Here is a 23842-nt window from a genome sequence, read left to right on the forward strand (position 1 = left end):
CTCTCCTTGGTTTTCATTATTTAGTCGCTTATTCGCGTCCGCTCTCGCCGGACTTGATCAGTGCAAATTGCGTCGCGATCGGGCCGAACAGTTCAAGCACGATGAGGCTGCCGGCGAGCAGCGGCGCCACCGCTGCCGCGGTGTGCGGATAGACGGCGGAAATCTGTCCCAGCACCAGGCTTGCTTCCGCCATCGGCAGCGCGCCGAGGGTGAGCAAGCCTGCCTGCCGCCATTTCAGTTTCGCCGGGCGTGCGAACGCAAAGATGCTGCATGCCATGGCGGCAAAGCGCGCGCCGATCAGCACCGCGACCGAGCCGCCGATCGCAACCAGCTCGGAGACATGGATGGATGCGCCGACCGTCATGAACAGCATGACGATGAACAGCTCGCTGGCAACGCCGAATTCGAGTTCCATCAAGTCGTACTGCAGGTCCAGGTTCTTGGACAGGATGGCGAAGATCAGCATGGTCAGCAGCACCGGCAGACGCAACGCATGCGCCGCGCCGATCGTGAGCGTGATGATGGCGATCACCAGCACGAACTGGCGGCTGCGCTCGCGGCCGAGCAGGCGCGCCAGCGGCATCATCAGGCGATAGGTCAGGTAGGCAAGCAAGGCCGAACCGAACACCGAATACAAGGTGCTCGCCAACAAGGTCTGCAAGGGAATGTCGGCATCGGTAGCGACCAGCGGCAAGACGATATAGGCAGACAGAAGCGCCACCAGATTGTTCAAGGCGGTCATCGCGGCAAGGCGCCGCGTGATGTGCCCTTCGGCACCGAGGTCGCGCACGACGACCATCACGACCGCGGGTGCAGTACCGATGGCGAACACGCCGGCCAGCATGGCGAGCGGACGTGCAACGCCGAGCGCTTCCAGCGCGCCCCAGACGAACAGGAAACACAAGGCGGAGCCGGCGACGACCGTGGCCACCAGCCATTTTTCATGACGCAGCCAGCCGATATCGACGTAGCGGCCGAGTTGATAGGCGACCAGTGCGAGCGCGATGTCGGCGAAGACATTCGACAGTTTCAGCAGGTCACCCGACAGCCAGTCCAGGCCGCCGGTGCCGAGAATCATCCCGACCAGCAGATAACCGGTGATGCGAGGTATCCAGGAATTTTTTGCGACCAGATGGCCGCCGATCATACCCAACAATAACAGGCTGCCGAACAACAACAGCGCGTTCCACTGCAGTGGCTGCGCCAGGTCAAATGGCGGTAGCGTCCACGACATGGATTCTCCCAGATTGAAATGTTTTTAATACAGGAGTGAGATCAGAAATCCGCTTGAAATCGATGACGAATGCAGGGATGGAAAATCGCAAGCGAATCTTGAAACGCAAAACGCGTGCTGCACGCCCGGCACCATGGCATCGAAAAATCAAACGGCGACTCTGAACTCCTCTTGCTAATAATGATGTCGCGGCCGAGACATTAGGAACTGCAAAGCTTTTGTCAGCAGGCAAGTAATAAAGTTCCTATTAAAAATTCCGTATTGCACTTTTTTGTGGAATCGGTTGTCAGCCATGTAATGAGTGGCGAGCGAGCAGGAAAATGCGTCAAACGTCGCGGCGTTCGCGGGAGCGGGATGCGATAAGACGGCCTGCTCCGCTCGGAGAGGCCGTCCCATGCAGGAAGCGCGAATCAGGCGGTGCGCTGATCCAGGCCGGGGATCATGTCCTGCGACGCACAACGCACGACATCGCCGATCACGATGATGCTCGGGCTGCCGAGCGAGGATGCGGCCAGCGCCTGCGGCAATGCGCCGAGAGTGGTAATCAATTGCGCCTGCGCGTCCGACGTCGCCGCTTGAATCACGGCAACCGGCGTGGTAGCAGACTTGCCGCCGGCGAGCAGGGCTGTCTGGATTTCACGGCAACGCGCGACACCCATGTAAATGACGAGCGTCATGTCGAGCCTCGCCAGCGTTGCCCAGTCGGGATCGGCGTCCGGCGTCTTGCCGTGGCCGGTCACGAAGACCGCGCCCTGGCTCCAGTCGCGATGCGTCAGCGGGACGCCGATCGACGCCGGTGCAGCCAGGCCGCTGCTGATGCCGTTGACAACTTCGACATCGATGCCCGCTGCCTGCAGATGCGCGCGCTCTTCGCCGCCGCGTCCGAAGATGAAGGGATCGCCGCCCTTCAGGCGGACAACAACCTGGCCGGCGCGGGCTTCGGCGATCATGAGGCGTTCGATGAATTCCTGCGGCGTGGACTGGCAGCCGCCGCGCTTGCCGACGTGGATGATGCGGGCTTCCTGCCGGGCGAACGCGAGGATGTCGGGATTGACAAGGTCGTCGACCAACAGCACGTCGGCCTTGCCGATCGCCTTCACTGCCTTGAGCGTGAGCAGCTCCGGATCGCCGGGACCGGCGCCGACGAGAAAGACTTTAGCGGGGCTCGTCATGGAACACCTTGTTTGCATGTAGACGTCTTGTTACATGCAAACAGTGTTCCACCTGATCGGCGATGGGTTGCGGGACGGGTTGATCGCCCTTGAGCGCGTCCCTGATCCATTTTGCCGTCGTTTCTGCATCACTTGAGGGCGGTAATGGGGGCAGTTCGTCCACGGGGCCTTCTTTTTGCACCAGGATCGTGCGTTCATGCTCGTGGAACCATTCGATCTGCTGCGCGCGCTTGGCATTGGCGACTGTTTCACCCTCGGTGCCGCGCATCAGGAACACGTCGCCGCGCGCGACCGGTGCGGCGCTGGAAAAATAGGCGCTCAGCATCTCGAGGTATTCCGGATGCGTGTATGAAGTCAGGCGCAGCGCCGGGCCGGAGAACGGCTGGAGAATCTTGACCAGTGTGTGGGTCGAACTGCGCACGCCCAGTACGCGACGCAGCGCCAGCAAACGCGCCATGCGCGGCGCGAGCGCTTCGATCGGCATGAAGACCGGCTCCCGTCGCGCGAAGCCTTGTTGCGCTTCCTGCACCGTTTGAGCGAAGGAATAACCGAGCGCCTGGAGAATCTCGGCGGTCGTTACCCGGCCCGGATCGGTCGTCACGCCATGCACCAGCACCGGCACGCCGCGTTGTGCAAGCAGCAAGGCCAGCAGCGGTGTCAGATTCGCCATGTGGCGCGAACCGTTGTAGCTGGGTATCACGACGGGCGCGTGCTCACCATCGGGCGCGGCGAGCTTGGTGAACGATGCTTCGGCGGCATCGAGAAAACCGGCGATCTCGTCGACCGACTCGCCCTTGATGCGCATCGCCATCACGATGGCACCGAGTTCCAGATCGGAAACGCGGCCGTCGAGCATGGCAGCATAAAGTTGAGAAGCGTCGTCGCGCGACATACTGCGCGCGCCTTTCTTGCCGCGGCCGATTTCCTTGATGAAGCGGGCGGCGGGAAAGGATTCGTGGGAGTGTGCGTGTTCCATGGTGAGAGGGTACACCGAACCGGGACTTGAATGAAAGCCGGCCCGGCCCTTCAGCACCGCTCCGCCGCGACCGGCAACTCGATCACGAATTCCGCGCCGCCGCCGACCACATTGCGCGCGTACATCTTGCCGCCGTGCTGTTCGATGATGCCGTAGCTGATCGACAAGCCGAGCCCGGTGCCCTTGCCCACCGGCTTGGTGGTGAAGAAGGGATCGAAGATCTGCGACATGTGTTCGGGGGGAATGCCCGGGCCGTTATCGCGCAGCATCAGCGTCACATGCTGCGCATCCTTGTGCGCGGAGATCCAGAGTTGCGGTTGCGTCACGTGCGCTGCCGCAGCGGCGTCATAGGCGTTCTGAATCAGGTTCATCAGCACTTGCAGGAGCTGGCCGGCGTTGCCGATGACGTTCAGGGCTTCGCCGGCTTCCCAGTGCACCGTGAATTCCGGTGCGGTGCCCTTCCTGACCCAGTGAATGGCGCGCTCGACCACGGCGGCGAGGTTCACCGTCGTCTTCTCTTCGCGGTCCACCACCGAGAAGCGCTTGAGCCCATTGACGATATCGGCGGTGCGCTGCGCGCCTTCGATGGTTCCCTCGATCAGCGAGGGCAAGTCCGCCACGATGCGGTCGATGCGCAAGTGCCGGCGCAGTTCGGTCATCTCATGCGACGCGCCCTGCTCGTGCAAGGCGTTCACATAGGTCGCGAGGCGTTCGCTGTAGCGCTTCAGTGCATGCACATTGCCCAGCACAAAGCTGATCGGATTGTTGAGCTCATGCGCGACGCCAGCGACGAGGCGGCCGAGCGATGCCATCTTTTCCGAATGCAGGAGCTGCCGCTGCGTGCGCTTGAGCGCTTCGTGCGTCTCGCGCAGTTCGTGATAGGCGCGCTTGAGTTCGCCCACGGGACGTCCGACGAAGACGTAGCCGACATGCCTGCCGCTGCTGTCTATGCGTGGCGTGCAATTGACATCGACGGGGACGGCGCCGTGCGCGGCATTGCTCAGATTGAGTTCGGTCACTTCGCACACGCGCCGTGGTTCGGCCTGCTCGATCACCTTGCGCACGCACTCGACGCTTTCGCTGTCGGCCAGCAGCCGGTAGATCTGCATGCCGTGCAAATCGGCTTCACTGATGCCGACCAGTGCACGCAGCGCCGCATTGGTTTCCTCGATCTCGCCGAGATGGTTGCAGGCGATCAGCACATCCGACATGGCCGACAGCAGGCTGAAGATGAACTGCTGCGAACGCTCCAGCGCCTCGTTCTTTTCTTCGAGGGCGATCTCGTCGCGCACCAGTTGCGAATATACCTCGTCCATCTTGTGGATCACGTCGACCCAGGTGGCTTCATCGACGCCTTCGATGGGCGGCTGGTTGGGCAGCGCGCCGATCTGGGGGAGCGGCGGTGATTTGGTTTTCGATCTGCTCTGTGGCATGGTTGTTGGTCCGGAAAAGCTGGGTGTCCACGGAAATCACGGAAGACACGGAAAAAATCTTTTCACATGGTTGGCGTCTGTTCGGACAGACGTAACGAACACTGGCTATTGGCTACGTACTTCCACAAGATTTTCATTTCTTTCCGTGTCTTCCGTGTTTTCCGTGGACAAAAAATTCAATGCACAGTACATACCATGCATGGATCAAACGAGCGAACGATGTGCTGGACCGCGACCGGCGTGTCTTCGCCCTCGCGCACCGGTGCGCCGACCAACGCTGCTTCCAGCGCGCCGGGAACGCCTTGGGCATCGCGCGGCGAGAAATTCCAGGAGGTCGGCGCGACGATCTGGTAATTCAGGATCTTGCCGTCGCGGATCGCGATCCAGTGGCCGAGGCTGCCGCGCGCCGCTTCGGTCAGGCCGGTGCCTTCCGCATGGTCGGGCAAAGGCGATTCCGTGAAATAGGGGTCGCCGATGCGCACCGCGCCCAGCCATTTTTCCATTGCCGGCACGACCAGCGCGAGTTCCAGCAGGCGCGCCAGCACGCGGCTGTAGACCGTGCCGCCGCAGCGCTCGGCCGCATCGCGTACCAGCGGGTGGCCGTTGACGAGCTGGCGGGCCAGCGCTCCGGTTTCCAGTACGCGGCCGCCGAGGCGCGGCGCCTTGTTCCAGGTATAGGCATCGGGTTTGTCCGGTGTCGGCAAGGTCAGGCCTTCGCGCGGATGGCGCGGACCGCCCTGGTCGGACAGCCAGGCGCGCGTTGCGTCTTCTTCTATCGCGGCGGTATCGAGCGGAGTCGTCGCCTTCTGCGCGGCATCCCAGACACCGGGTACGAAGCGCATTGTTGCATCGTGTTGCGGATAGGCGCCGTAGGACAGGTAGAGTCCCGGGCCTTGCCCGAGGCGGTCGAGGCCGGCATCCTGCGCAATCGTGAGAAACAGACGGAAATCGCCATGATCCGGTGGCGCGCTTGCATGCCACGCGCGCAAGGCTTCTTCATTGTCGAGGGCGGCGATCTGCTCCAGCGGCGCGGCAAACAGGGTGCGTTCCAGGAATGCGCGGAATTCGCGGATGCGCGCGAGCATGCGCACGCGTTCGGACGCATCGATGGCGCGTGCCGAGCCGCCGGGGTGGATGGATTGCGTATGCGGCCATTTTCCGCCCAGGGTCCCCAGCAGCGTGAACCAGCGCTGGCGGGCAGCGATGGCCTGCCGTGCATGCTCGCCCTGCTGCGCGGCGAAGCGCTGCCGCACCTGCGCATGCCAGGGCAATCCGGCATAGACGGGGCGCGCGAAGTCGGGCATGAAGAACAGGTAGAAATGGCTCAGGTGATCGGCCAGATTTTCCGCGGCGAGCATCAGGTTGGTAACGATCAGCCCGTTCGGCGGTGGCGCAACCTGCATGGCGTCGGCCAGTGCGCGCGCGGCGGCGACCGATTGCGAAACGGAACAGATGCCGCAGATGCGCGGCACGTACACCATCGCATCGAAGGGATGCTTCTGCTGCAGGATCTGCTCGAAGCCGCGATACATGGGCGCGTTCACCTGCGCCGAACGCACGCTGCCATCGACGACATCGAGCTGCACTTCGAGGTCGCCCTCGACGCGGTTGAAAGGGCCGACGATCAGGCGTGACATGGCGCTCTCATTTCAGCCGCGTCTTGCGAATGGCGGGATTGACCACCTGATGGTCGACCCGCGCATTGTCGCGCACGCGTTTGGGCGTGGCCGATTTCGACAAGGACGAGAGTGCGACGAACCAGGCTTTCGGCATGTCGGACGGCAGGCCGATCGGAATGCCGGCGATTTTCGGCGTCACGTGGAAGGGATGGCCCGGCTCCTCGAAACCGGGTTCGGTGCAGCTGATGCAGGCGTAGCCGCCGCGCAGGCAGGAGCCCTCGCCGTTCCATGGACGCGCGCCGCAATCGGCGTGTGCCTGCGTGCCCTTGCACCCCATGTTTTCCATGAGACAGCCGAGGTCGGAAGGCTTGGCCGCGCTGGCCTTGAATTCATAGAATTCGTTGCGGGTGCAGCCGTGGTGCACCAGGCGGTCCGCATAAAAGCGCGGACGGCCGAGCGCATCGATCTGGCTGGCGTCGAACTGGTCGGCCGCGAGCGCCATCAGGGTTTCGATCACCCACTGCGGATGGGTCGGGCATCCCGCGACGTTGATGACCGGCAGGCCGGAGCGCGCGCGATAGTGCGCGCCGAGCAGGCCGCCGATCTGGTCGCCGTCATACTGCAGGCCGCAGGCGTCGGTCGGATTGCCGCCGCCGGCGGTGATGCCGCCATAGGCCGCGCAACTACCGACTGCGATCGCATGGTCGGCTACCGCAGCAAGCTCGCGCACCCACGCGATCATCGGCTTGCCGGTACCGGACAACATATGGAATCGCCCGCTGCCGCCGGGACCGCGCAGCAGCGCGCCTTCGACGCACAAGGCATTCAAGGGAATTTCGCGCTCGCAGCAGGCGCGCAGGATGTTCAGGGCATCGCTGCCGCTTTCGAGCGACAGCGAGGGATGCCACAGCATGTTGATGCCGGCATCGGTGAGCGATCCGAAAAAATCCGCCGTGTCTGCGCACAGCAGCGACATGGTGCAACCGCCGCAGCCGCCGGACTGCAGCCACAAGACATTGAAGCCGGGGCGTCGCTCGGGAATGTCGTCATGCGGCATCATTTTTCCTCCAGTCCGAAGCGCACCAGCTTGCTGCGCAGACCGACGCGCGACAGGCCGAGTTCCTTCGATGCATGCGTCTTGTTCCAGCGGTAGCGCAGCAGGGTTTCCTTCAGGATCACCGCCTCGATCGCATCAAGCCGTTCCTGCAGTGTGCCGGACTGCGGCATGCCGGGATAGCCAGGTGTACCGGTGCCGTGCAATGCCGCGGTGCCGGGCTGCCCCTGCAGCACCTTGCTGGAAAAGGCGCGCGCGCCCACTTCGCTGCCTTCGGTGAGCGCGACCGCGCGGTAGATCTCGTTGCGCAATTCGCGGATATTGCCGGGCCACGGATACGACATCATGCTGGCGACGGCGTCGGGATGGAATCGCTCGATGGGTTTGGCCAGCTCGCGCACGGCATGCTGCAGCAGCGATTCGGCGATCGGCGGAATATCGCCGGGCCGTTCGCGCAGGGGCGGTATCGCCATCGTCATGCCTGCAAGGCGGTAATACAGGTCCTGGCGGAATCGCCCGGCGTGCACGTCGTCTTCGAGGTTGCGGTGGGTGGCGGCAATCACGCGCACGTTGACGGGTATCGCGCGCGTCGCGCCCACGGGACGCACTTCGCCCTCCTGCAGGACGCGCAGCAGCTTGACCTGGAAGCCGGGCGAAGTGTCACCGATCTCATCGAGAAAAACCGTTCCGCCATCGGCGCGCTGGAACAGCCCGACATGGTCTTCATACGCGCCGGTGAAGGAGCCGCGCTTGTGGCCGAACAGTTCCGATTCCAGCAGCGTCTCCGACATCGCTGCGCAGTTCTCCATCACGAAGGCGCGCGATGCGCGCGGGCTGGCATAGTGCATTGCGCGTGCGAGCAGTTCCTTGCCGCTTCCCGATTCGCCGAGAACCAGCACGGACAGATCGTAGCGTGCGATGCGCGCGGCGATCTCGCAGACCTGATCCATCGGGCTGCCCTGCGCGCGCACGATGCGGCTGAAGTCGAAGGCATCGCGCACGCTGGCCTGCTTTTCGGCGGCACGTGCGCGCAATACCGGCGTGCTGGTGCGCAATTCAATGTTGAGGCGATGCATGTCGGACTGCAGTCCCTGCGCCTCCACCGCGCGCCGGACTGTTTCCAGCAAGTGGTCGGGCAGCCAGGGCTTGAGCAGGTATTGATAGATGCCTGCCTCGTTGATGCCTTCGATGATGTCTTCCGAATCGGTGTAGCCGGAAATGATGATGCGCACCACGTCCGGCCAGCGCTCGCGCACTTCCTTGAGAAACTGCACGCCTGTCGTGCCGGGCATGCGCTGGTCGCACAGGATGACGGAGACGGAATGCCGCTCCATCAGCTCGCGTCCATCGTCGGCCGCGCCGGCCGTGATCACGTTGAAGTCCTCTTCGAGGGTGCGCCGGATCGCGTCTTGCGATCGCGGTTCGTCGTCGATCACGAGGACGGTCGGCAGGCTGGTCGGAAGGGCGGCATTCATGAGATGTGATCAGCGGTGGATAGCGAGGTGGCGCGGTGTCCACGCATGCGGCATTTTATGCACAAAATGGTAGCGCGCGACATGGTAACTGGGATCGAATCCGTAAAAATTGCGGCGCATTCTTGCCAATTCCTCATCGCGGTAGGCTTGCAGCGGCTTGGCTGCTTCATCGCGGCTGCGGCGCTCGCGCTTGGCCGCCAGCCGTTCGCCGTAGTCGTCCGCTTGCGCGAGCGCCGTGGCGCGGCGCCTCACTTCCTGCAGAAATTCTTGGGCGTCGCGCTCGAACGCGGCATCGATCAGTCCCTGCCGCGCCGCCTGCATGGCCGAGATCGGCATGCGGTTCTGCGTGATGGCGCGCGCCTGGTCCGTGCCCACCCGCCGCGGCAGCAGATAGGTCCAGTACTCGGAGCCGTACAGGTTGCCCATGTTCTTGTAATGCGGATTGAGCAGCACGCCTTCATGCGCCCAGACCATGTCGGCCGCCAGCGCCAGGAAGGCACCGCCGGCGCCGGCGTTGCCGCGCATGGCAGCGATCGTCAGCTGCTCATTGGCGGTCAGGATTTCGAGCGCGAGGTCGTCCATCGCATTGATGTTATGCCAGGACTCGTCGGCCGCGCTCTCGTCGGGCCGGTGGGCGGCCGCTTCGATGCAATTCAGGTGGATGCCGTTGCTGAAGAAATCCTCGCCGCCCAGCAGTACCAGAACGCGCGTCGGTCGTTGCCTGGCTTCCAGTACCGCGTCGCGCAGGCGCCGGCATTGTGCGGTCGACATCGCGCCATTGTAGAAATCGAAAGACAGATAGCCGACCGCACCCTCTTCGCGGTAACGCAGCTCGCCCCATTCCTCGTCGGCGCGTTGCAGCGGAACTGCCAGCTCGGGCAAGTCCGCGGTCTCGGCGGGAAAGGCCACCGCAACAGGGAGTTTCAACTGCTTGTCGAGATCCTCGGCGCCCGGCGCGCGGCGCGCATGGCCTATCCACACGCCGCCATCGCGCGTGCGGCGCAAGACGGCTTCATCGCGGCGTGCGACGATATCGCCCGGACTGCCCTTCACTGCCGCCAGGGCCACACTCGTGGCGGGGTGCGCGTCGTACAGATAGCAAGGTGTGCCGAACAGGCTGTCGACTACACCCGGAAATCCGTCCGCGCCGTGGATCTTCGCCAGCACCGTCGCGCTGTCGTCGTTGTGCCAGTCGATGCGGCGTTGCTCCTGCCGCAGCAGCGGACGCAACTGCCCCTGCGTGTCGCCCGCCTCGGCCAAGGGCAGCGGGCGTTCTCCGCGTTCGAATTTGGCTATCGCCTCCAGCACGGCGGCGACGGCGGCATTGGTCACTTCATTGCGGTACAGGCTGCTCTTCATCGCAGTCCGCATCGGGAAGCCGGCAGTCGCCCAGATGTCGCCCGCGTCCATCTCGGCATTGGCTTGCAGCACCGTCACGCCCCAGCGCGCTTCGCGGTTCAGGATGGCCCAGTCGAGCGCCGACGGTCCGCGGTCGCCGACGATGCCGGGATGGACAATCAGGCACACGTGCTTCTGCCAGATCGAGGCAGGCACCGCGCGTTTCAGAAAGGGCGCGACGATCAGGTCGGGCTTGTACATGGCCACCGCTTCTTCGCTCACGGAATCGGCGATGTCCAGTTCGATCGATACCTCATGGCCGCGCGCGCACAGTTCGACGAACAGCCGCTGCGTGAGGCTGTTGAAGCTGTGGGAAATGAAGAGAATGCGCATGACGGCCTCAGCAGATGCGCGGCAATTGCTCGCCCGACAGCCAGTCGACCACGCGTCGACCGCCGAAGCGGGTTTTCATCTGCACGAAGCCGTGCGTGTCCTCGATCACGCTGCCGATGCGCGCCGCGTCCTTGCCGAGCGGATGGGCGCGCATGGCGGCAAGCAATGTGTCCGCATCCTGCTCCGCGCAGATGGCGATCAGTTTTCCTTCGTTGGCGACATAGAGCGGATCGAGGCCGAGAAATTCGCACGCCGCTTCCACTTGCGGCAGCACGGGGATCGTTGCCTCGTCCAGCAGCATGCCGACACCGGACTGCTTGGCGATTTCATTGAGCGTAGTGGCAAGGCCACCGCGCGTGGGGTCACGCAACACATGCACACGCGGCATCGCCGCCAGCATGTCGGCGACCAGTCCGTGCAGCGCTGCGGTATCGGACAGGATTTCGGTCTCGAAGGCCAGTGATTCGCGCTTGGACATGATGGCAACACCATGGCTGCCGATATGACCGGACACGAGAATCGCATCGCCCGGCTTGGCGTAGGCGCCGTCGATATCGATGCCGGGCGGCACCACGCCCACGCCGGTGGTGCTGATAAACACGCCGTCGCCCTTGCCACGCTCGACCACCTTGGTGTCGCCGGTCACGACGGGTACGCCGGCGTCGCGCGAGGCCTGCGCCATGGATTCGACAATGCGCTTCAACTCCGACAGCGCGAAGCCTTCCTCCAGGATGAAGCTGGCCGACAGGTAGAGCGGCGTCGCGCCGTTCATCGCGACGTCGTTGACGGTGCCGTGCACCGACAGGCAGCCGATATCGCCGCCGGGGAAGAACAGCGGCGACACCACATGCGCATCGGTGGCCATCACCACGCGCCCTGCCGGCAGTGTCATGCGTGCGCCGTCATTGCCCTGGCGCAGCCATTCATTGTCGAAGGCGGTGACGAACAATTCCTCGATCAGTTGCGCCGATGCGCGTCCTCCCGCGCCGTGTCCCATATCGATGCGTCCATTCTTGAAATCGAGCGGACGGATGTAATTTTTCTTCACTGTTCCATTCATGCAGTCACCACTGGAATATCCTTGAATCGTCCATACGAATAATGCGCGGCGCAGGCGCCCTCGCTCGACACCATGCACGAACCCATCGGGTTTTCCGGCGTGCACACGGTGCCGAACAGCTTGCAATCGGTCGGGCCTTTCACGCCGCGCAGGATGGCGCCGCATTCGCAAGCCTTGTTGTCAGCCACCGGCCGATAAGTGAGGCCGAACTTCTTCTCCGCGTCGTAGGCCGCGTAGGCGGGGCGGATGCGCAAGGCGCTGTACGGCACTTCACCCAGGCCGCGCCATTCGAAGGTGGTGCGCAACTCGAACACGTCGGACACCAGCGTCTGCGCGGTGAGATTGCCTTCGGTGGTGACGGCGCGCATGAATTCGTTCTCGACTTCGCTGCGCCCTTCATTGACCTGGCGCACCAGCATCAGGATCGCCTGGATCACGTCCAATGGTTCGAAGCCGGCGACGACCACCGGCTTGCGGTATTCCTCGGCAAAGTGTTCATACGGGCCGGAGCCGATCACGATACTCACATGCGCCGGGCCGATGAAACCGTCGATCGGCACCGTGCCGTAGTCGCGCACTTCCGGCGATTCGAGGATGTGCGTGATTGCGGACGGCGTCAGCACGTGGCAGCACAGCACGCTGAAGTTGTCCACCTTGCGCGCGGCCGCATCGCGCAGCACCAGCGCGGTCGGTGGCGTGGTGGTTTCGAAGCCGATGGCGAAGAAGACGACTTCGCGCTCGGGATTGTCGATCGCCGTCTTCAATGCATCCGCCGCCGAGTACACCATGCGGATATCCGCGCCGCGCGCCTTGGCCTTGATCAGCGACAGGCCGTCCGACGCCGGAACGCGCATGGTGTCGCCGTAGGTGCAGACGATCGCATTGCGCTCCAGTGCGAGATGGATGGCGTGGTCGATGCGCCCGATGGGCAGCACGCAGACCGGGCATCCGGGGCCGTGGATCATGCGCACATTCGGCGGCAGCAGCTCGCTCACGCCATAGCGCGAAATCGCGTGCGTATGGCCGCCGCAGAATTCCATGAAGCTGTAGCGCCGCTCCGGGCTGGCTTCGTCACGGATGCGTGCGGCGATCTTTTGCGCCAGCTCGCCGTCCCGGTATTCAGCGATGTATTTCATGGGAACCTTCTTCGTGTCGCAAGGCCTGCGCCTTTTCAAGCTCGTTGAACATGTCGAGCGTGCGCTGCGCCTCTTCCGGATCGACCTTGCCGATCGCATAACCGACGTGCACGATCACGTAGTCGTCGACGGACACGGCATCGACCAGCGCCGTCGAGATTTCCTTGCGCACGCCGGCCAGATCGATCACTGCGAGCTGGCCCGATCGCACTTCCACCACGCGTGCGGGAATTGCTAAACACATGCATCCGCTCCTGTTTCGATGAGTTGTTGCGCCGCGACCCAGGCCTGGCCGAGCGCCAATCCGGCATCGCCGCAGGACACCTTTTGCGGCAGAAAGACATGCAGTCCGCGGCGGTCGAGGTCGGCGCTCAGGCGCGAGGTCAGCACGCGATTGAGAAAGCATCCGCCGCCGAGTGCCACGGCGCGCACGTCATACTGCTTTGCCGCCTGCTCGGCCCACTCGGCGAGCGCGCCGGCGAGCGTGGTGTGAAACAGCGCGGCGCCGCGTGCGATGCTCTTCGCGTCGCCGTTATCGGCCAGTGCGAACAGTTGGGTGAACAGAGGCCGCAGATCGAGTACGCCTGCGTCATCGATCATATAGTCGCCTGTGCGGCCCGGCTCGCCGTGTTCGGCAAGATAGGCAGAGGCCAGCTTTTCCAGCGCGATTGCCGCCTCCGCTTCGAAGGCCTGCCTGACGCTGATGTCGAGTGCGCCGGCAGCGGCGTCGAACCAGCGTCCGGCGCCGGTTGCAAGCGGGCAGTTCAGCCCGCGCGTCAGCATGGTCTGCACGGTCTGCGCGGCGGGCATGCCGACCGTTTCACCGTAACGCGTCGTGATTTCCGCATTGCGTCCCATCGCATGCAAGGCCGATGCGGCCATGCGCCAGGGTTCGCGGGCAGCGACGTCGCCGCCGGGCAAGGCGAGCGCAAGCAGATGCCCCGGCCGCTGCCACTGCGCGCCATCCACCCAGATCAGTTCGCCACCCCAGGCGACGCCGTCGGTGCCGAGGCCGACTCCATCGAGCGCAAGGCCGATCATCGGTTCCCGCATGCCGTATTCGGCGGCTACAGCAGCAATGTGTGCGTGATGATGCTGTACGCCGATTGCCGGAACGCCCAGTTCGCCGGCAATGCGCACGGCCAGTTGCGTGCTGAAAAAATCGGGATGAAGGTCGTGCGCCACCGCATCGACGCGGCCGTCCGCTTGTGCGAGCAAGGTTTCAAGCGACTGTTCCAGGGCGATGCAATTGGCCGGGTCGCCGAGGTCGCCGTGCACCGGGGACCATTGCACATGCTGTCGATGCAGCAGGCAGGTGGCGTTCTTGAGCCACGCGCCGCAGGCGAGAATTTTCGTGTCCGATGCCGCGGCTGGCAGATCGAGAGAGACGGTAGTCATAGGGACTCCGCCAATACCCGGCGCTCTTGCGCGATCCAGTCGAGCCAGGCGTCCATGCCCTGGCCGTTGGTAGCGGACACTTGCAGCACTTCGATGGCCGGGTTGACGCGCCGTGCGTAGGCGATGCATTGATCGAGGTCGAAACGCAAATACGGCAACAGATCGACCTTGTTCAGGATCATCAATCGCGCGGCGGCGAACATGTCGGGATACTTGAGCGGCTTGTCTTCGCCTTCGGTCACGGACAGGATCGCGACCTTGGCTGCCTCGCCAAGATCCCACATCGCGGGACACACAAGGTTGCCGACGTTTTCGATAAACAGGATGCCGCCCTGCCCTTCATGCCCGCCGTGTCCGTCATGCGCATGCAGCGGCAATCGCGCAAACGCATTGCCGACCATCTGCGCGTCGAGATGGCAGCCCTTGCCGGTATTGATCTGGATAGCCGGTGCACCGGTGGCGCGAATGCGATCGGCGTCGTTGCTGGTCTGCTGGTCGCCTTCGATGACTGCGACCGGAGGGAAGTTTCCGCGCTGCCTGATCGCTTCGATGGTCGCGCACAGCAGCGTCGTCTTGCCGGAGCCGGGACTGGAGACGAGATTGAGCGCCAGGATACCGTGATGCGCGAAGTGCTCGCGATTCTGCGCGGCGAAGCGGTTGTTCTTGCCAAGCACATCCTGTTCAAGCTTGATGGTGCGCGCCTGGCTGACGCCGGGAATCGAGACGCAGGCCGGTCCATGGCCGAAGTGCAGGTCGCCGGTGGCCGCGTCGACTGCAACATGATCGTGCTCATGTTCGTGCGCGTGGTCATGCTCGTGGTCATGATCGTGATGATGGCCATGCGGGTGATGATGCAGACTGCCCGCCGGTCGCTGCACTTGCCGATATGGCAATCCGGTTTCCATCGATTGATCCTGCGCGTTGCCGGTCCCCTTGTTTCCACATCCGCATACGACACACATTGTCTGTCTCCTCGCCGACTCTGCGTCGACTTTTCTTCGTTGAGTTTAATGAGCTTCCACTACCGTGTCCAACCTGGAAAGCAAACTTCCGCTTCGCACAGCAAGCGACACATTGATTTGTGCCGATCCGCTGGAAACCCGCTTTGCGTCTGCCCTCCAAAACGGCACTTGTGATTGCAGCTGCAGTCATCGTCCGACGCCGGCCGCGCTCTGCTCTCGCGCATCACCGCTCCCCGCTCAGCAAGGCCCAGCCTCGATTTGCCGCGCCCGTGATGAAAAAAATGCGCCGTGGCACAAAAGTTGCGCATCACCATTCGTCCCGTCAGGTGTTCCGTACTTGCAATATTCGTGACAGCTCATGACGGCGACAGCAGACGACTCGGCAGGAATGCATTGTTGCGCATCGCGCCTGTCGTCATTTGTCTTACATATTCCAGTCGATGCGTTTCGAACATCAACGGAGAGGGGAGCGGGATGAACAAGAACAAGCACGGCCGCAAGGAAGATCACGTTGCGGCGGTCGAGAAACGGCTCGGCATTTCGCGCCGCAGTTTTCTGCAGTTATGCACGGCAATGGCATCGACCATGGGCCTGCCCACAGGCGCCGATGCGGCAATCGTGCAGGCAGTGGCCAACAAGAAGCGGCCTTCGGTAATCTGGCTGCACTTTCAGGAATGCACCGGCTGCACCGAGTCAATGTTGCGTGCGGAACATCCGACGCTCGAGAAGCTGATCCTCGACGTCATTTCGCTCGATTATCACGAGACCCTGTTCGCCGCGGCGGGCCATCAGGCCGAGGCAGCACGGCGCGCGGCGATGAAGGCCAACAAGGGCAAATATCTGCTCGTGGTGGAAGGCGCGATCCCGACCAAGGACAACGGCGTCTATTGCAAGATCGGCGGCCAGACCGCGATCGATATGCTGAAGGAATGCGCAGCCGATGCTGCGGCGGTGATCGCCATCGGCAGTTGCGCTGCCTGGGGCGGCATGCCCTCCACCGGGCCGAATCCCACAGGTGCGTCGAGCGCGGCGCAAGTGCTCGGCAAGCCGGTAGCGAACATTCCCGGCTGCCCGCCGAATCCGTATAACTTCCTTTCGACGGTGGTGCACTTCCTGACCTTCGGCAAATTGCCGGAACTCGATGCCAAGAGCCGCCCGAAGTTCGCCTATTCGCGCCTGGTGCACGACAACTGCGAACGGCGCGCGCACTTCGATGCCGGCCGCTTCGCGATGGAATTCGGCGACGAGGGCCATCGCAAGGGATGGTGCCTGTACAAGCTCGGTTGCAAGGGACCGGAGACTTACGCCAACTGTCCGTCCATCCTGTTCGGCGACGTGGGCAATGCGAGCTGGCCGGTCGGCACGGGCCATCCCTGCATCGGCTGCACCGAGCAAGGCGTGGGCTTCGCGAAACCGATCCATGCGCTGGCCGAACTCAAGACCAATGTGCCGCCGGTCAGTTATCCGCGCGTCGAGGAAGAAAAGGGCCATGGCGCGACCATGGGCGCGGTCGCGGTCGTTGCGGGTGTTGCCGGCGCGGTCGTGGGCGGCACTGTCGCGATGGCGAAGAATCTCGGCAAGTGCCAGACGGAATGTCCGAGCAAATCCACCGGCAAGCCGTCCGCTGACACCGAGAGGACGGAATCATGACCATCGACCGGCGCGATTTCCTGAAGGGCGCGCTGGGTGGCGGAGCATTGCTCGCCACGGCCACTTCGGTGGAGGCCCGCGACAACAAGCCGATACCGCCGGAAGCGGTCGGCCTGTTGTTCGACAGCACGCTATGCATCGGCTGCAAAGCCTGCGTCGCGGCGTGCAAGGAAGCCAACGGCATGCCTCCGGAATTTTCCACTGAAGACCAGCTCTGGGACACACCGCTCGACCTGTCCGGCAAGACGCTCAACGTCATCAAGCTGTACAAGAACGGCACGGGCGAGAAGAAGGACAGCGAGATCAACGGCTTTGCCTTCAACAAGGCGTCCTGCCTGCACTGCGCGGACCCGTCCTGCGTGTCGGCCTGCCCGGTGAAGGCGATGACGAAAGACCCGGTGACGGGCATCGTCAGCTACAACAAGGATGCCTGCATCGGCTGCCGCTACTGCGTTGCCGCCTGCCCGTTCGGCGTGCCGCGCTTCGAGTACGACAAGGCGATCCCGAAGATCTCCAAGTGCCAGTTGTGCAAGCACCGCATGGCGGAAGGCAAGTATGCCGCTTGCGCGGAAGTGTGCCCGACCGGCGCGACACTGTTCGGCAAGGTGAAGGACCTCAAGGTGGAGGCGAAACGCCGGATGGAACTCAAGCCCGGCGTGGAAACCGCTTTCCCGCGCGGCAACCTCAACACCCGTGACCAGTCACCGCATGTGGCGAAGATCCCGAACTATGTGCAGAAGGTGTACGGCGACAAGGAAGTCGGCGGCACGCAGGTGATTCGCCTGTCCGCCGTGCCGTTCGAGAAGCTGGGCATGCCCACGCTGCCCGAACGCTCCTTCGCGGCCAATTCGGAAACCATACAGCACGGCCTGTACAGCGGCATGGTGCTGCCGATCGCCTTCCTCGGTGTGCTCGGCTTCATTGCGAAGCGCAACGTGAAGGACGACGACAGCCACGACACCAAGCCGACGGACAAGACACAAGGAGGTTCCGATGTCTGATGCACATCACGCCGCCCCTGCTCCGCTCGGCGGACCGATGGTGACGCCGACTACCGTTACGCTCGCCATCCTGGCAGCGATCGCGGTCGTCATCCTCGGCGTTCGCTTCCTGTACGGCATGGGCGCGGTCAGCAATATCAGCGACGGACAGACCTGGGGCATCTGGGTCGTGTACGACGTCATGATCGGCTCCGCCTTCGCCTGCGGCGGCTACGTCATGGCGATCCTGGTCTATATCTTCAACAAGGGCGAGTACCACCCGATGGTGCGGCCGGCGCTGCTGGGCAGCCTGTTCGGCTACACGCTGGCCGGCCTTTCGGCAGCCATCGACCTCGGCCGCTACTGGAATTTCTGGCATGTGTTCTGGCCGGGCTACGCGCAGCTCAATTCGGTGATGCTGGAAGTGGCCTTGTGCGTGTCGGCCTATATCCTCGTGATGTGGATCGAGTTCGCGCCGGCGCTGCTGGAGAAGTTCGGCCTCAACGTGGCGAAGAAAAAACTGAGCAAGGTGCTGTTCTTCTTCATCGCGCTCGGTGTGGTATTGCCGTCCATGCACCAGTCCTCGCTCGGCGCCATGCTCACGGTGTTCGGCTATCACGTGCATCCGCTGTGGCAAAGTCCGGTCATTTCGCTGCTGTTTCTGATGACTGCGGTGACGACCGGCTTCGCGGTGGTGATCTTCGAATCCTGCCTGTCCTCGTCCGGATTCCGGCGCGCATTGGAAATGGATTTGATGACCAAACTGTCGCGCCTGATGGTATGGACAGTGGCGGCGTACATCATCATCCGCCTGGCAGATCTGGCGATGCGCGGTGCGTTCGGCTTCATGTTCGAACCCGGACTCAAGGCCTTGATGTTCTGGATCGAGATGATCGCCTTCATCGTGCCGGTGTTCATGCTGCGCGACGAGAAGCGCCGCACTCAGCCGGCCAAGCTGTTCGTCGCCGCCGTGCTGCTGATGGCGGGCGCCTTCCTGCTGCGCATCAACGCCTATATCGTCGGTTACAGCACCGGGCTGGGCTGGAGCTACTTCCCCTCGGTGCCGGAACTCATGGTCAGCATCGGCATTATCGCAATCGAAATCCTGGGCTACATCGTGCTGGTTCGGTATCTGCCGATCCTGCCGCAAGAAGAATCAATTTAGGAGACAAGCATGACAAAGAGAATCACGATCGATCCGATCACCAGGATTGAGGGCCATCTCCGGATCGACTGCGAGGTTGACGGCGGCAAGGTCAAGAAGGCATGGGCCTCGGGCCAGATGTGGCGCGGCGTGGAGCAGATCCTGGTAGGACGCGATCCGCGCGACGCCTGGTCGATCACGCAGCGCATCTGCGGCGTCTGCACCACCGTGCATGCAATCACCTCGGTGCGCGCCATCGAAAACGCGCTGAAGATGGAAATCCCGCTCAACGCGCAATACATCCGCAACCTGATCATCACGGCGCACGCGATCCACGACCACATCGTGCACTTCTACCATCTGTCCGCGCTGGACTGGGTGGACGTCACCTCGGCACTCAAGGGAGACCCGGCGAAGACCGCTCAACTGGCGGAAAGCCTGTCGACCTGGAGCGGCAACAGCAAGCATGAATTCGCGAAGGTGAAAGAGCGCCTGTCCGGCTTCGTCGGCACCGGGCAGCTCGGCATCTTCACCAATGGCTACTGGGGCCACCCGGCGATGAAGCTGACGCCGGAAGTAAACCTGCTGGCGACCACGCACTATCTGCAGGCGCTGGATATCCAGCGCAAGGCGAACAAGATCGTGTCCATCCTCGGCGCGAAGACACCGCACATCCAGAACATTGCCGTGGGCGGCGTGTCCAACCCGATCGATTTCGATTCGCAATCCTCGCTGACCATGGAACGCCTGATGGCGGTCAAGGGCTGGATCGACGAGCTGGCCGATTTCGTGAAGAACGTGTATCTGGTCGACGTGGCCGCCATTGGCGCCTTCTATGCCGACTGGACCGGCATCGGCGCCGGCGTCATGGAGTACCTCGCAGTGCCGGATATTCCGCTCGACACCAAGGGCACACAGTTCGCCATGCCGGGCGGCTACATCCAGGGGGGCGATCTCGCTTCCTTCAAGCAGATCAAGAGCTTCAGCGACCAGTATTTCCGCGACGGCGTCGAGGAGAGCGTCAAGCACGCCTGGTACAAGGGCGGCAAGGGCGCGCTGCATCCGTTCAAGGGCGAGACCGAGCCGCAATACACCGACTTCCAGGACGACGGCAAATATTCCTGGGTCAAGTCGCCGACCTTCTATGGCAAGCCGGCGCAAGTCGGCCCCTTGTCGCGCGTGCTGACCATGGTCGCGGCCAAGCATGAGCCGACCATCAAGTATGTGAACCAGACGCTCGACACAGTCAGTGCACTGGCGAAAACCAAGGTCCCGGTCGCCGCCCTGCACTCCACCATCGGCCGCCACGCAGCGCGCGCCGTGTCCTGCGCGGTGCAGGTCGACATCCTCGCGCAGCAGTGGCAACTGCTGGTCGAGAACATTGCCAAGGGCGACCAGAAGACCTTCAACAAGCCGAGCTTCCCGAAAGGCGAAGTCACCGGCGTCGGTTTCCACGAAGCGCCGCGCGGCGCGCTGTCGCACTGGGTCGTTCTCAATGACGGCAAGATCAGCAATTATCAATGCGTCGTGCCGACCACATGGAACGCGGCGCCGCGCAACGAGCATGACGCCATCGGGCCGTACGAGGCATCGCTGCTGAATACGCCGGTGGCCGATCCGGAGCGCCCGCTGGAAGTGCTGCGCACGGTGCACTCCTTCGACCCCTGCCTCGCCTGTGCGGTGCATGTGCTCGACGCTGACCAGCAGGAGGTTGTGAAAGTTCAGGTGTTATAGCCATGCGCATCGTCATCCTCGGCGTCGGCAACATCCTTCTCTCCGACGAAGGTGTCGGCGTGCGTGCGGTCGAACGCTTCCAGCGCGAGTACCGCGTGCCGCCCGGTGTCGAGGTGATCGACGGCGGAACCGCCGGCATGGAATTGCTGGAAGACCTCGCCAATGCCACGCACCTGATCATCGTCGATGCGGTGCGCAGCAGGAAAGCGCCCGGCACCATGGTGCGCATCGCCGGTCCCGATGTGCCGGTGTTTTTCAAGACCAAGCTGTCGCCGCATCAGGTCGGCCTGTCCGATGTGCTGGCGACGCTGGCGTTCAATGATGAACAACCCGGCGGCGTGACCGTGTTCGGCGTCGAACCGGTGTCGCTCGACACCGGCATGGCGCTCACGCCGCAAGTGGAAGCCTTGTTGCCGGCGCTGACCTCCCACCTGGTCGCCGAGCTGGCCCTGCTCGGCATCGCGGTCGAACCGATCGCACAGGAGGCGGCCTGATGTGCATGGCCATCCCTTCGCGCATCGTTGCCATCGACGGCGACATGGCAACGGTCGAAGCATTCGGCCGGCAACGTCATGTGAGCCTGCTCCTGATGCAGCACCCGGTGCAGCTCGGCGAGTATCTGCTGATCCAGGCCGGGGGCTTCGCCTACGAATGCGTGGCGCCGGATCGCGCGCTGGAAACACTGGCTATTTTGGACGGGATCGTCGATCATGCGGAAAATTGACCGCGACCTCTGACTGAATTTCCTATTGCACCGTGAGCCTGGAAGGGAAAATCCGCATCAAGCTGGACTGGGACGGCAGGCACGTCACTGCCGCCGCACTGCAGCCGCGCAAGCTCGTTCCCATCCAGACACTTCTGCACGGCAAGCGTCCCGAGCACGCATTGCAAATCATCTCCATGCTCTTCAGCCTGTGCGGCAAGGCGCAAACCGCTGCTGCGGCAACGGCATTGCAGGCTGCAGGCGACGCTACGTCGCGCGTTCCGGCGTGGCGCGAACGTGCGGTTGCCGCTGAAGCCTTGCAGGAATTGCTGTGGCGCTTCCTGATTGATCTGCCGCGCCTGATGGAATTGCCCACCGATACACGTGCGCTGGCACGCTTCAGGCAGGGTCTGATGGCGTACTGTGATGCCGATAATGACGAGCGTGCATCGCAGGCCGATCTGGCGGAGCTCGAAGCCGATGTCCACCGGACGCTTCTCGGGCAGGTCACCTTGGGCGATGTTCGAACCATGAGGGAGCTGCTGCAATGCCTGCGAGAGGCCAATACCACCACGGCGTCGATCTTGCTGCAATGCCGGCAACTGGAAACCGGTCGCCCTGCCAATGACGTCCCCCTGATGCCGCATGCAGAACGAAATTGCGTGCTGGAGGAACTGATGCCGGTCATGACAGAGACGAATTATTCGATCTGCCCGCACTGGAACGGTCGGGCAATGGAAACCGGCTCACTGGCGCGCATGCAGCATCACCCTCTTCTTGCCTGGCTGCTGCAACAAGAGGGGCGATCCCTGTTTGCCCGCCTTCTTGCGCGACTGTGCGAGATCCATGCGCTGTTCGCGCATCTGCGCGCGCCGGACGACTCAGGCAGCGCATGGGTACAGGGAGCGACGCCGGCAGAGGGGATCGGCCTGGCCTGGGTGCAGAATGCGCGCGGTCTCTTGCTGCATCATGCCGTGCTCGACGCGGCAGGAAACATTCACGACTACCGTATCGTCGCTCCCACCGAATGGAATTTCCACCCGCAAGGCATCTGCACCCGCACTCTGACCGGCATGGCCGCGCCCAGCGAGAACGCGCTGCGTCACCACGTCGAATTACTGGTCCAATCGCTGGACCCCTGCGTTTCCCATGAAGTCGAGGTTTACCATGCATGAAATGTCGCTCGCGGAAGGCGTGCTTCAGGTCATCGAAGACAGCGCCCGCGCCAATGGCTTCACCCACGTGAAGACAGTGTGGCTGGAAATCGGCGCACTGGCCGGAGTGGAGGTGGAAGCGATGCGCTTTTGCTTCGATGCGGTGGTCAAGGACACGCTGGCCGACGGCACGCGCCTGGAGATCATCGAAACCGAAGGACAGGGATGGTGCATGACCTGCAACAAGACCGTTCCGATCAGCCAGCGCTACGACCCCTGCCCCGATTGCGGCGGCTACCAGGTGCAGGCGACCGGCGGCATGGAATTGAAGGTCAGGGAACTGGAAGTCGAATAGGAGATTGCTCCGCCGTCTGGCTGATGCGCCGTGCAAGCGCATAACCGGCAAGGATGAGAGTCAGCACCAATGCGCCGAAGAGCAGTTCCTTGCCGTCGGCCCAGGCATCAAACACGTCGGAAGCCAGTTTCGACACGCCGAGCCCGGCCACCAGCAGCGCGCTGGCGGCGACCAGCAGCGAGAACAGGCGGCTGGCGTTCTGCACGAAGCGTTCGCTGCGCCGGATCAGGCTCGCGACCACCAATCCGTTGAGCGTGTCGGTCAGAATCATGCCTCCGACGAAGCACAGCGCGAGAATCAGCGTCGCGCTCATTCCGTCATGGCGGCTTCCCGCGAGGCCGAACCATGCTGCCAGCGACATCGCATCAAAGGACACGGCAAACAAGGCGCCGACCAGGATGCTGCCGAAAAAGCCCTCGGGCAAGGGCAAGCGCGCAATCAGGCGCGCCAGCGGCGACGCAACCGGCGTGCTGCGTTCCGCGCGCATGACATTGCACAGGTTGACGATGCCGATCGAGCCGAGAAAGACGATGGAGATCCACGCACCGAGCGGTTCGAGCCACTGCGGCATATGGCCGACGCCCGCCCGCACGAAAATCCATGCCGCGCCCAGCACCGTCATTCCGTGCCCGAGCGAGAACAGCAATCCCGCGCTGCGTGCCAGGCGCTTGTGTCCGCGCCGCGACTGCAGCCGCGCCAGGCCGTCGATGCTGGCGAGATGATCCGCATCGAAGCCGTGTTTCAGCCCGAATAGCAAGGCGAAGGCCATCAGGCTGCTGAACGCGAGTGAAGCTTCGGGCATGCGTGTCTCCGTGTATGCATGAGATTTTTTTGGTTCTCATACAAGAAACGTGCCACTGAACTTCATCTCG

General features: G+C 63.2%; 22 protein-coding genes. 8 read left to right on the forward strand and 14 right to left on the reverse strand.

The features are described 5' to 3' along the window. Positions 1-28: 28 nt before the first annotated feature. The 13 genes from E6W33_RS12680 to hypB form a co-directional block, all read right to left on the reverse strand. Positions 29-1234 (reverse strand): cation:proton antiporter, encoded by a 1206-nt coding sequence (locus E6W33_RS12680; RefSeq protein ID WP_136417679.1) that lies wholly within the window; start codon positions 1232-1234, stop codon positions 29-31. A gap of 410 nt (positions 1235-1644) precedes the next feature. Then, the gene (gene cobA / locus E6W33_RS12685) at positions 1645-2406 is read right to left on the reverse strand and encodes a uroporphyrinogen-III C-methyltransferase (RefSeq protein ID WP_136417680.1); all 762 of its coding nucleotides are present in this window, start codon (positions 2404-2406) and stop codon (positions 1645-1647) included. Next, positions 2390-3382: a DNA-binding protein YbiB gene (ybiB, locus tag E6W33_RS12690; RefSeq protein ID WP_136417681.1), complete on the reverse strand. Its 993-nt coding sequence runs from the start codon at positions 3380-3382 to the stop codon at positions 2390-2392. The genes cobA and ybiB overlap by 17 nt, the downstream gene beginning before the upstream one ends. A 50-nt stretch (positions 3383-3432) precedes the next feature. After that, on the reverse strand, positions 3433-4815 hold the full coding sequence (locus E6W33_RS12695) for an ATP-binding protein (RefSeq protein ID WP_136417682.1): 1383 nt from the start codon (positions 4813-4815) through the stop codon (positions 3433-3435). 176 nt (positions 4816-4991) lie between these two features. Then, positions 4992-6452: a nickel-dependent hydrogenase large subunit gene (locus tag E6W33_RS12700; RefSeq protein WP_136417683.1), complete on the reverse strand. Its 1461-nt coding sequence runs from the start codon at positions 6450-6452 to the stop codon at positions 4992-4994. A gap of 7 nt (positions 6453-6459) precedes the next feature. Beyond that, a complete protein-coding gene (locus tag E6W33_RS12705; RefSeq protein ID WP_247869631.1) occupies positions 6460-7494 on the reverse strand; it encodes a HupU protein in 1035 nt (344 codons plus the stop codon). Continuing rightward, a complete protein-coding gene (locus tag E6W33_RS12710) occupies positions 7491-8963 on the reverse strand; it encodes a sigma-54 dependent transcriptional regulator (RefSeq protein ID WP_136417684.1) in 1473 nt (490 codons plus the stop codon). The genes E6W33_RS12705 and E6W33_RS12710 overlap by 4 nt, the downstream gene beginning before the upstream one ends. Positions 8964-8972: 9 nt before the next feature. Further along, on the reverse strand, positions 8973-10694 hold the full coding sequence (locus E6W33_RS12715; protein ID WP_136417685.1) for a hydrogenase maturation protein: 1722 nt from the start codon (positions 10692-10694) through the stop codon (positions 8973-8975). Between the two features lie 7 nt (positions 10695-10701). Continuing rightward, a complete protein-coding gene (hypE, locus tag E6W33_RS12720; protein ID WP_136417686.1) occupies positions 10702-11754 on the reverse strand; it encodes a hydrogenase expression/formation protein HypE in 1053 nt (350 codons plus the stop codon). After that, positions 11751-12890: a hydrogenase formation protein HypD gene (gene hypD, locus E6W33_RS12725; RefSeq protein WP_136417687.1), complete on the reverse strand. Its 1140-nt coding sequence runs from the start codon at positions 12888-12890 to the stop codon at positions 11751-11753. The genes hypE and hypD overlap by 4 nt, the downstream gene beginning before the upstream one ends. Then, complete coding sequence (locus E6W33_RS12730; RefSeq protein WP_136417688.1) at positions 12874-13134, reverse strand: HypC/HybG/HupF family hydrogenase formation chaperone; 261 nt, start codon at positions 13132-13134, stop codon at positions 12874-12876. The genes hypD and E6W33_RS12730 overlap by 17 nt, the downstream gene beginning before the upstream one ends. Continuing rightward, on the reverse strand, positions 13125-14288 hold the full coding sequence (locus E6W33_RS12735; protein ID WP_136417689.1) for a carbamoyltransferase HypF: 1164 nt from the start codon (positions 14286-14288) through the stop codon (positions 13125-13127). The genes E6W33_RS12730 and E6W33_RS12735 overlap by 10 nt, the downstream gene beginning before the upstream one ends. Next, positions 14285-15250: a hydrogenase nickel incorporation protein HypB gene (gene hypB, locus E6W33_RS12740; protein WP_136417690.1), complete on the reverse strand. Its 966-nt coding sequence runs from the start codon at positions 15248-15250 to the stop codon at positions 14285-14287. Before hypB ends, E6W33_RS12735 begins: the two co-directional genes overlap by 4 nt. A gap of 474 nt (positions 15251-15724) precedes the next feature. Between hypB and E6W33_RS12745 the strand changes: the two genes are divergently transcribed. From E6W33_RS12745 to hypA, 8 genes are read left to right on the forward strand one after another with little or no spacing between them, the layout of a single operon-like run. Further along, positions 15725-16900 (forward strand): hydrogenase small subunit, encoded by a 1176-nt coding sequence (locus E6W33_RS12745; protein WP_136417691.1) that lies wholly within the window; start codon positions 15725-15727, stop codon positions 16898-16900. Continuing rightward, positions 16897-17901, forward strand: a complete 1005-nt coding sequence (hybA, locus tag E6W33_RS12750) for a hydrogenase 2 operon protein HybA (RefSeq protein ID WP_136417692.1) — start codon at positions 16897-16899, stop codon at positions 17899-17901. The genes E6W33_RS12745 and hybA overlap by 4 nt, the downstream gene beginning before the upstream one ends. Then, positions 17894-19045: a Ni/Fe-hydrogenase cytochrome b subunit gene (hybB, locus tag E6W33_RS12755; protein WP_136417693.1), complete on the forward strand. Its 1152-nt coding sequence runs from the start codon at positions 17894-17896 to the stop codon at positions 19043-19045. The genes hybA and hybB overlap by 8 nt, the downstream gene beginning before the upstream one ends. Before the next feature lie 9 nt (positions 19046-19054). Next, positions 19055-20758 carry a nickel-dependent hydrogenase large subunit gene (locus E6W33_RS12760; protein WP_136417694.1) on the forward strand — a complete coding sequence of 568 codons (1704 nt, stop codon included), beginning with the start codon at positions 19055-19057 and terminating at the stop codon, positions 20756-20758. 2 nt (positions 20759-20760) lie between these two features. Beyond that, entirely contained in the window at positions 20761-21252 is a 492-nt protein-coding gene (locus tag E6W33_RS12765; protein ID WP_136417695.1) for a HyaD/HybD family hydrogenase maturation endopeptidase, read from the forward strand. Positions 21253-21257: 5 nt separating this feature from the next. Then, positions 21258-21482 (forward strand): HypC/HybG/HupF family hydrogenase formation chaperone, encoded by a 225-nt coding sequence (locus tag E6W33_RS12770; protein ID WP_211097323.1) that lies wholly within the window; start codon positions 21258-21260, stop codon positions 21480-21482. Positions 21483-21514: 32 nt separating this feature from the next. Beyond that, positions 21515-22636: a nickel-dependent hydrogenase large subunit gene (locus tag E6W33_RS12775; RefSeq protein ID WP_136417697.1), complete on the forward strand. Its 1122-nt coding sequence runs from the start codon at positions 21515-21517 to the stop codon at positions 22634-22636. After that, a complete protein-coding gene (gene hypA / locus E6W33_RS12780; RefSeq protein WP_247869632.1) occupies positions 22611-22970 on the forward strand; it encodes a hydrogenase maturation nickel metallochaperone HypA in 360 nt (119 codons plus the stop codon). The genes E6W33_RS12775 and hypA overlap by 26 nt, the downstream gene beginning before the upstream one ends. On the opposite strand, the gene E6W33_RS12785 is transcribed toward hypA, so the two are convergent. Next, positions 22948-23772, reverse strand: coding sequence for a nickel transporter (locus E6W33_RS12785; protein ID WP_136417698.1), 825 nt, complete (start codon positions 23770-23772; stop codon positions 22948-22950). The two genes, hypA and E6W33_RS12785, sit on opposite strands and share 23 nt — an antisense overlap. Positions 23773-23842: the final 70 nt, after the last annotated feature.

It is taken from the genome of Herbaspirillum sp. ST 5-3 (assembly GCF_004804275.1).
GTDB lineage: Bacteria > Pseudomonadota > Gammaproteobacteria > Burkholderiales > Burkholderiaceae_D > Noviherbaspirillum.

What these genes read in the sequence shown, in the direction of transcription:
- hybA (WP_136417692.1), top strand. Translation starts at nt 16,897, where the DNA reads ATGACCATCGACCGGCGCGATTTCCTGAAGGGCGCGCTGGGTGGCGGA.
- hypA (WP_247869632.1), top strand. Translation starts at nt 22,611, where the DNA reads ATGAAGTCGAGGTTTACCATGCATGAAATGTCGCTCGCGGAAGGCGTG.
- hypE (WP_136417686.1), bottom strand. Translation starts at nt 11,754, where the DNA reads ATGAATGGAACAGTGAAGAAAAATTACATCCGTCCGCTCGATTTCAAG.
- E6W33_RS12710 (WP_136417684.1), bottom strand. Translation starts at nt 8,963, where the DNA reads ATGAATGCCGCCCTTCCGACCAGCCTGCCGACCGTCCTCGTGATCGAC.
- ybiB (WP_136417681.1), bottom strand. Translation starts at nt 3,382, where the DNA reads ATGGAACACGCACACTCCCACGAATCCTTTCCCGCCGCCCGCTTCATC.
- E6W33_RS12785 (WP_136417698.1), bottom strand. Translation starts at nt 23,772, where the DNA reads ATGCCCGAAGCTTCACTCGCGTTCAGCAGCCTGATGGCCTTCGCCTTG.
- hybB (WP_136417693.1), top strand. Translation starts at nt 17,894, where the DNA reads ATGTCTGATGCACATCACGCCGCCCCTGCTCCGCTCGGCGGACCGATG.
- E6W33_RS12715 (WP_136417685.1), bottom strand. Translation starts at nt 10,694, where the DNA reads ATGCGCATTCTCTTCATTTCCCACAGCTTCAACAGCCTCACGCAGCGG.
- E6W33_RS12735 (WP_136417689.1), bottom strand. Translation starts at nt 14,288, where the DNA reads ATGACTACCGTCTCTCTCGATCTGCCAGCCGCGGCATCGGACACGAAA.
- E6W33_RS12705 (WP_247869631.1), bottom strand. Translation starts at nt 7,494, where the DNA reads ATGATGCCGCATGACGACATTCCCGAGCGACGCCCCGGCTTCAATGTC.
- hypD (WP_136417687.1), bottom strand. Translation starts at nt 12,890, where the DNA reads ATGAAATACATCGCTGAATACCGGGACGGCGAGCTGGCGCAAAAGATC.
- E6W33_RS12730 (WP_136417688.1), bottom strand. Translation starts at nt 13,134, where the DNA reads ATGTGTTTAGCAATTCCCGCACGCGTGGTGGAAGTGCGATCGGGCCAG.
- E6W33_RS12770 (WP_211097323.1), top strand. Translation starts at nt 21,258, where the DNA reads ATGGCCATCCCTTCGCGCATCGTTGCCATCGACGGCGACATGGCAACG.
- E6W33_RS12680 (WP_136417679.1), bottom strand. Translation starts at nt 1,234, where the DNA reads ATGTCGTGGACGCTACCGCCATTTGACCTGGCGCAGCCACTGCAGTGG.
- E6W33_RS12760 (WP_136417694.1), top strand. Translation starts at nt 19,055, where the DNA reads ATGACAAAGAGAATCACGATCGATCCGATCACCAGGATTGAGGGCCAT.
- E6W33_RS12745 (WP_136417691.1), top strand. Translation starts at nt 15,725, where the DNA reads ATGAACAAGAACAAGCACGGCCGCAAGGAAGATCACGTTGCGGCGGTC.
- cobA (WP_136417680.1), bottom strand. Translation starts at nt 2,406, where the DNA reads ATGACGAGCCCCGCTAAAGTCTTTCTCGTCGGCGCCGGTCCCGGCGAT.
- E6W33_RS12695 (WP_136417682.1), bottom strand. Translation starts at nt 4,815, where the DNA reads ATGCCACAGAGCAGATCGAAAACCAAATCACCGCCGCTCCCCCAGATC.
- E6W33_RS12765 (WP_136417695.1), top strand. Translation starts at nt 20,761, where the DNA reads ATGCGCATCGTCATCCTCGGCGTCGGCAACATCCTTCTCTCCGACGAA.
- hypB (WP_136417690.1), bottom strand. Translation starts at nt 15,250, where the DNA reads ATGTGTGTCGTATGCGGATGTGGAAACAAGGGGACCGGCAACGCGCAG.
- E6W33_RS12700 (WP_136417683.1), bottom strand. Translation starts at nt 6,452, where the DNA reads ATGTCACGCCTGATCGTCGGCCCTTTCAACCGCGTCGAGGGCGACCTC.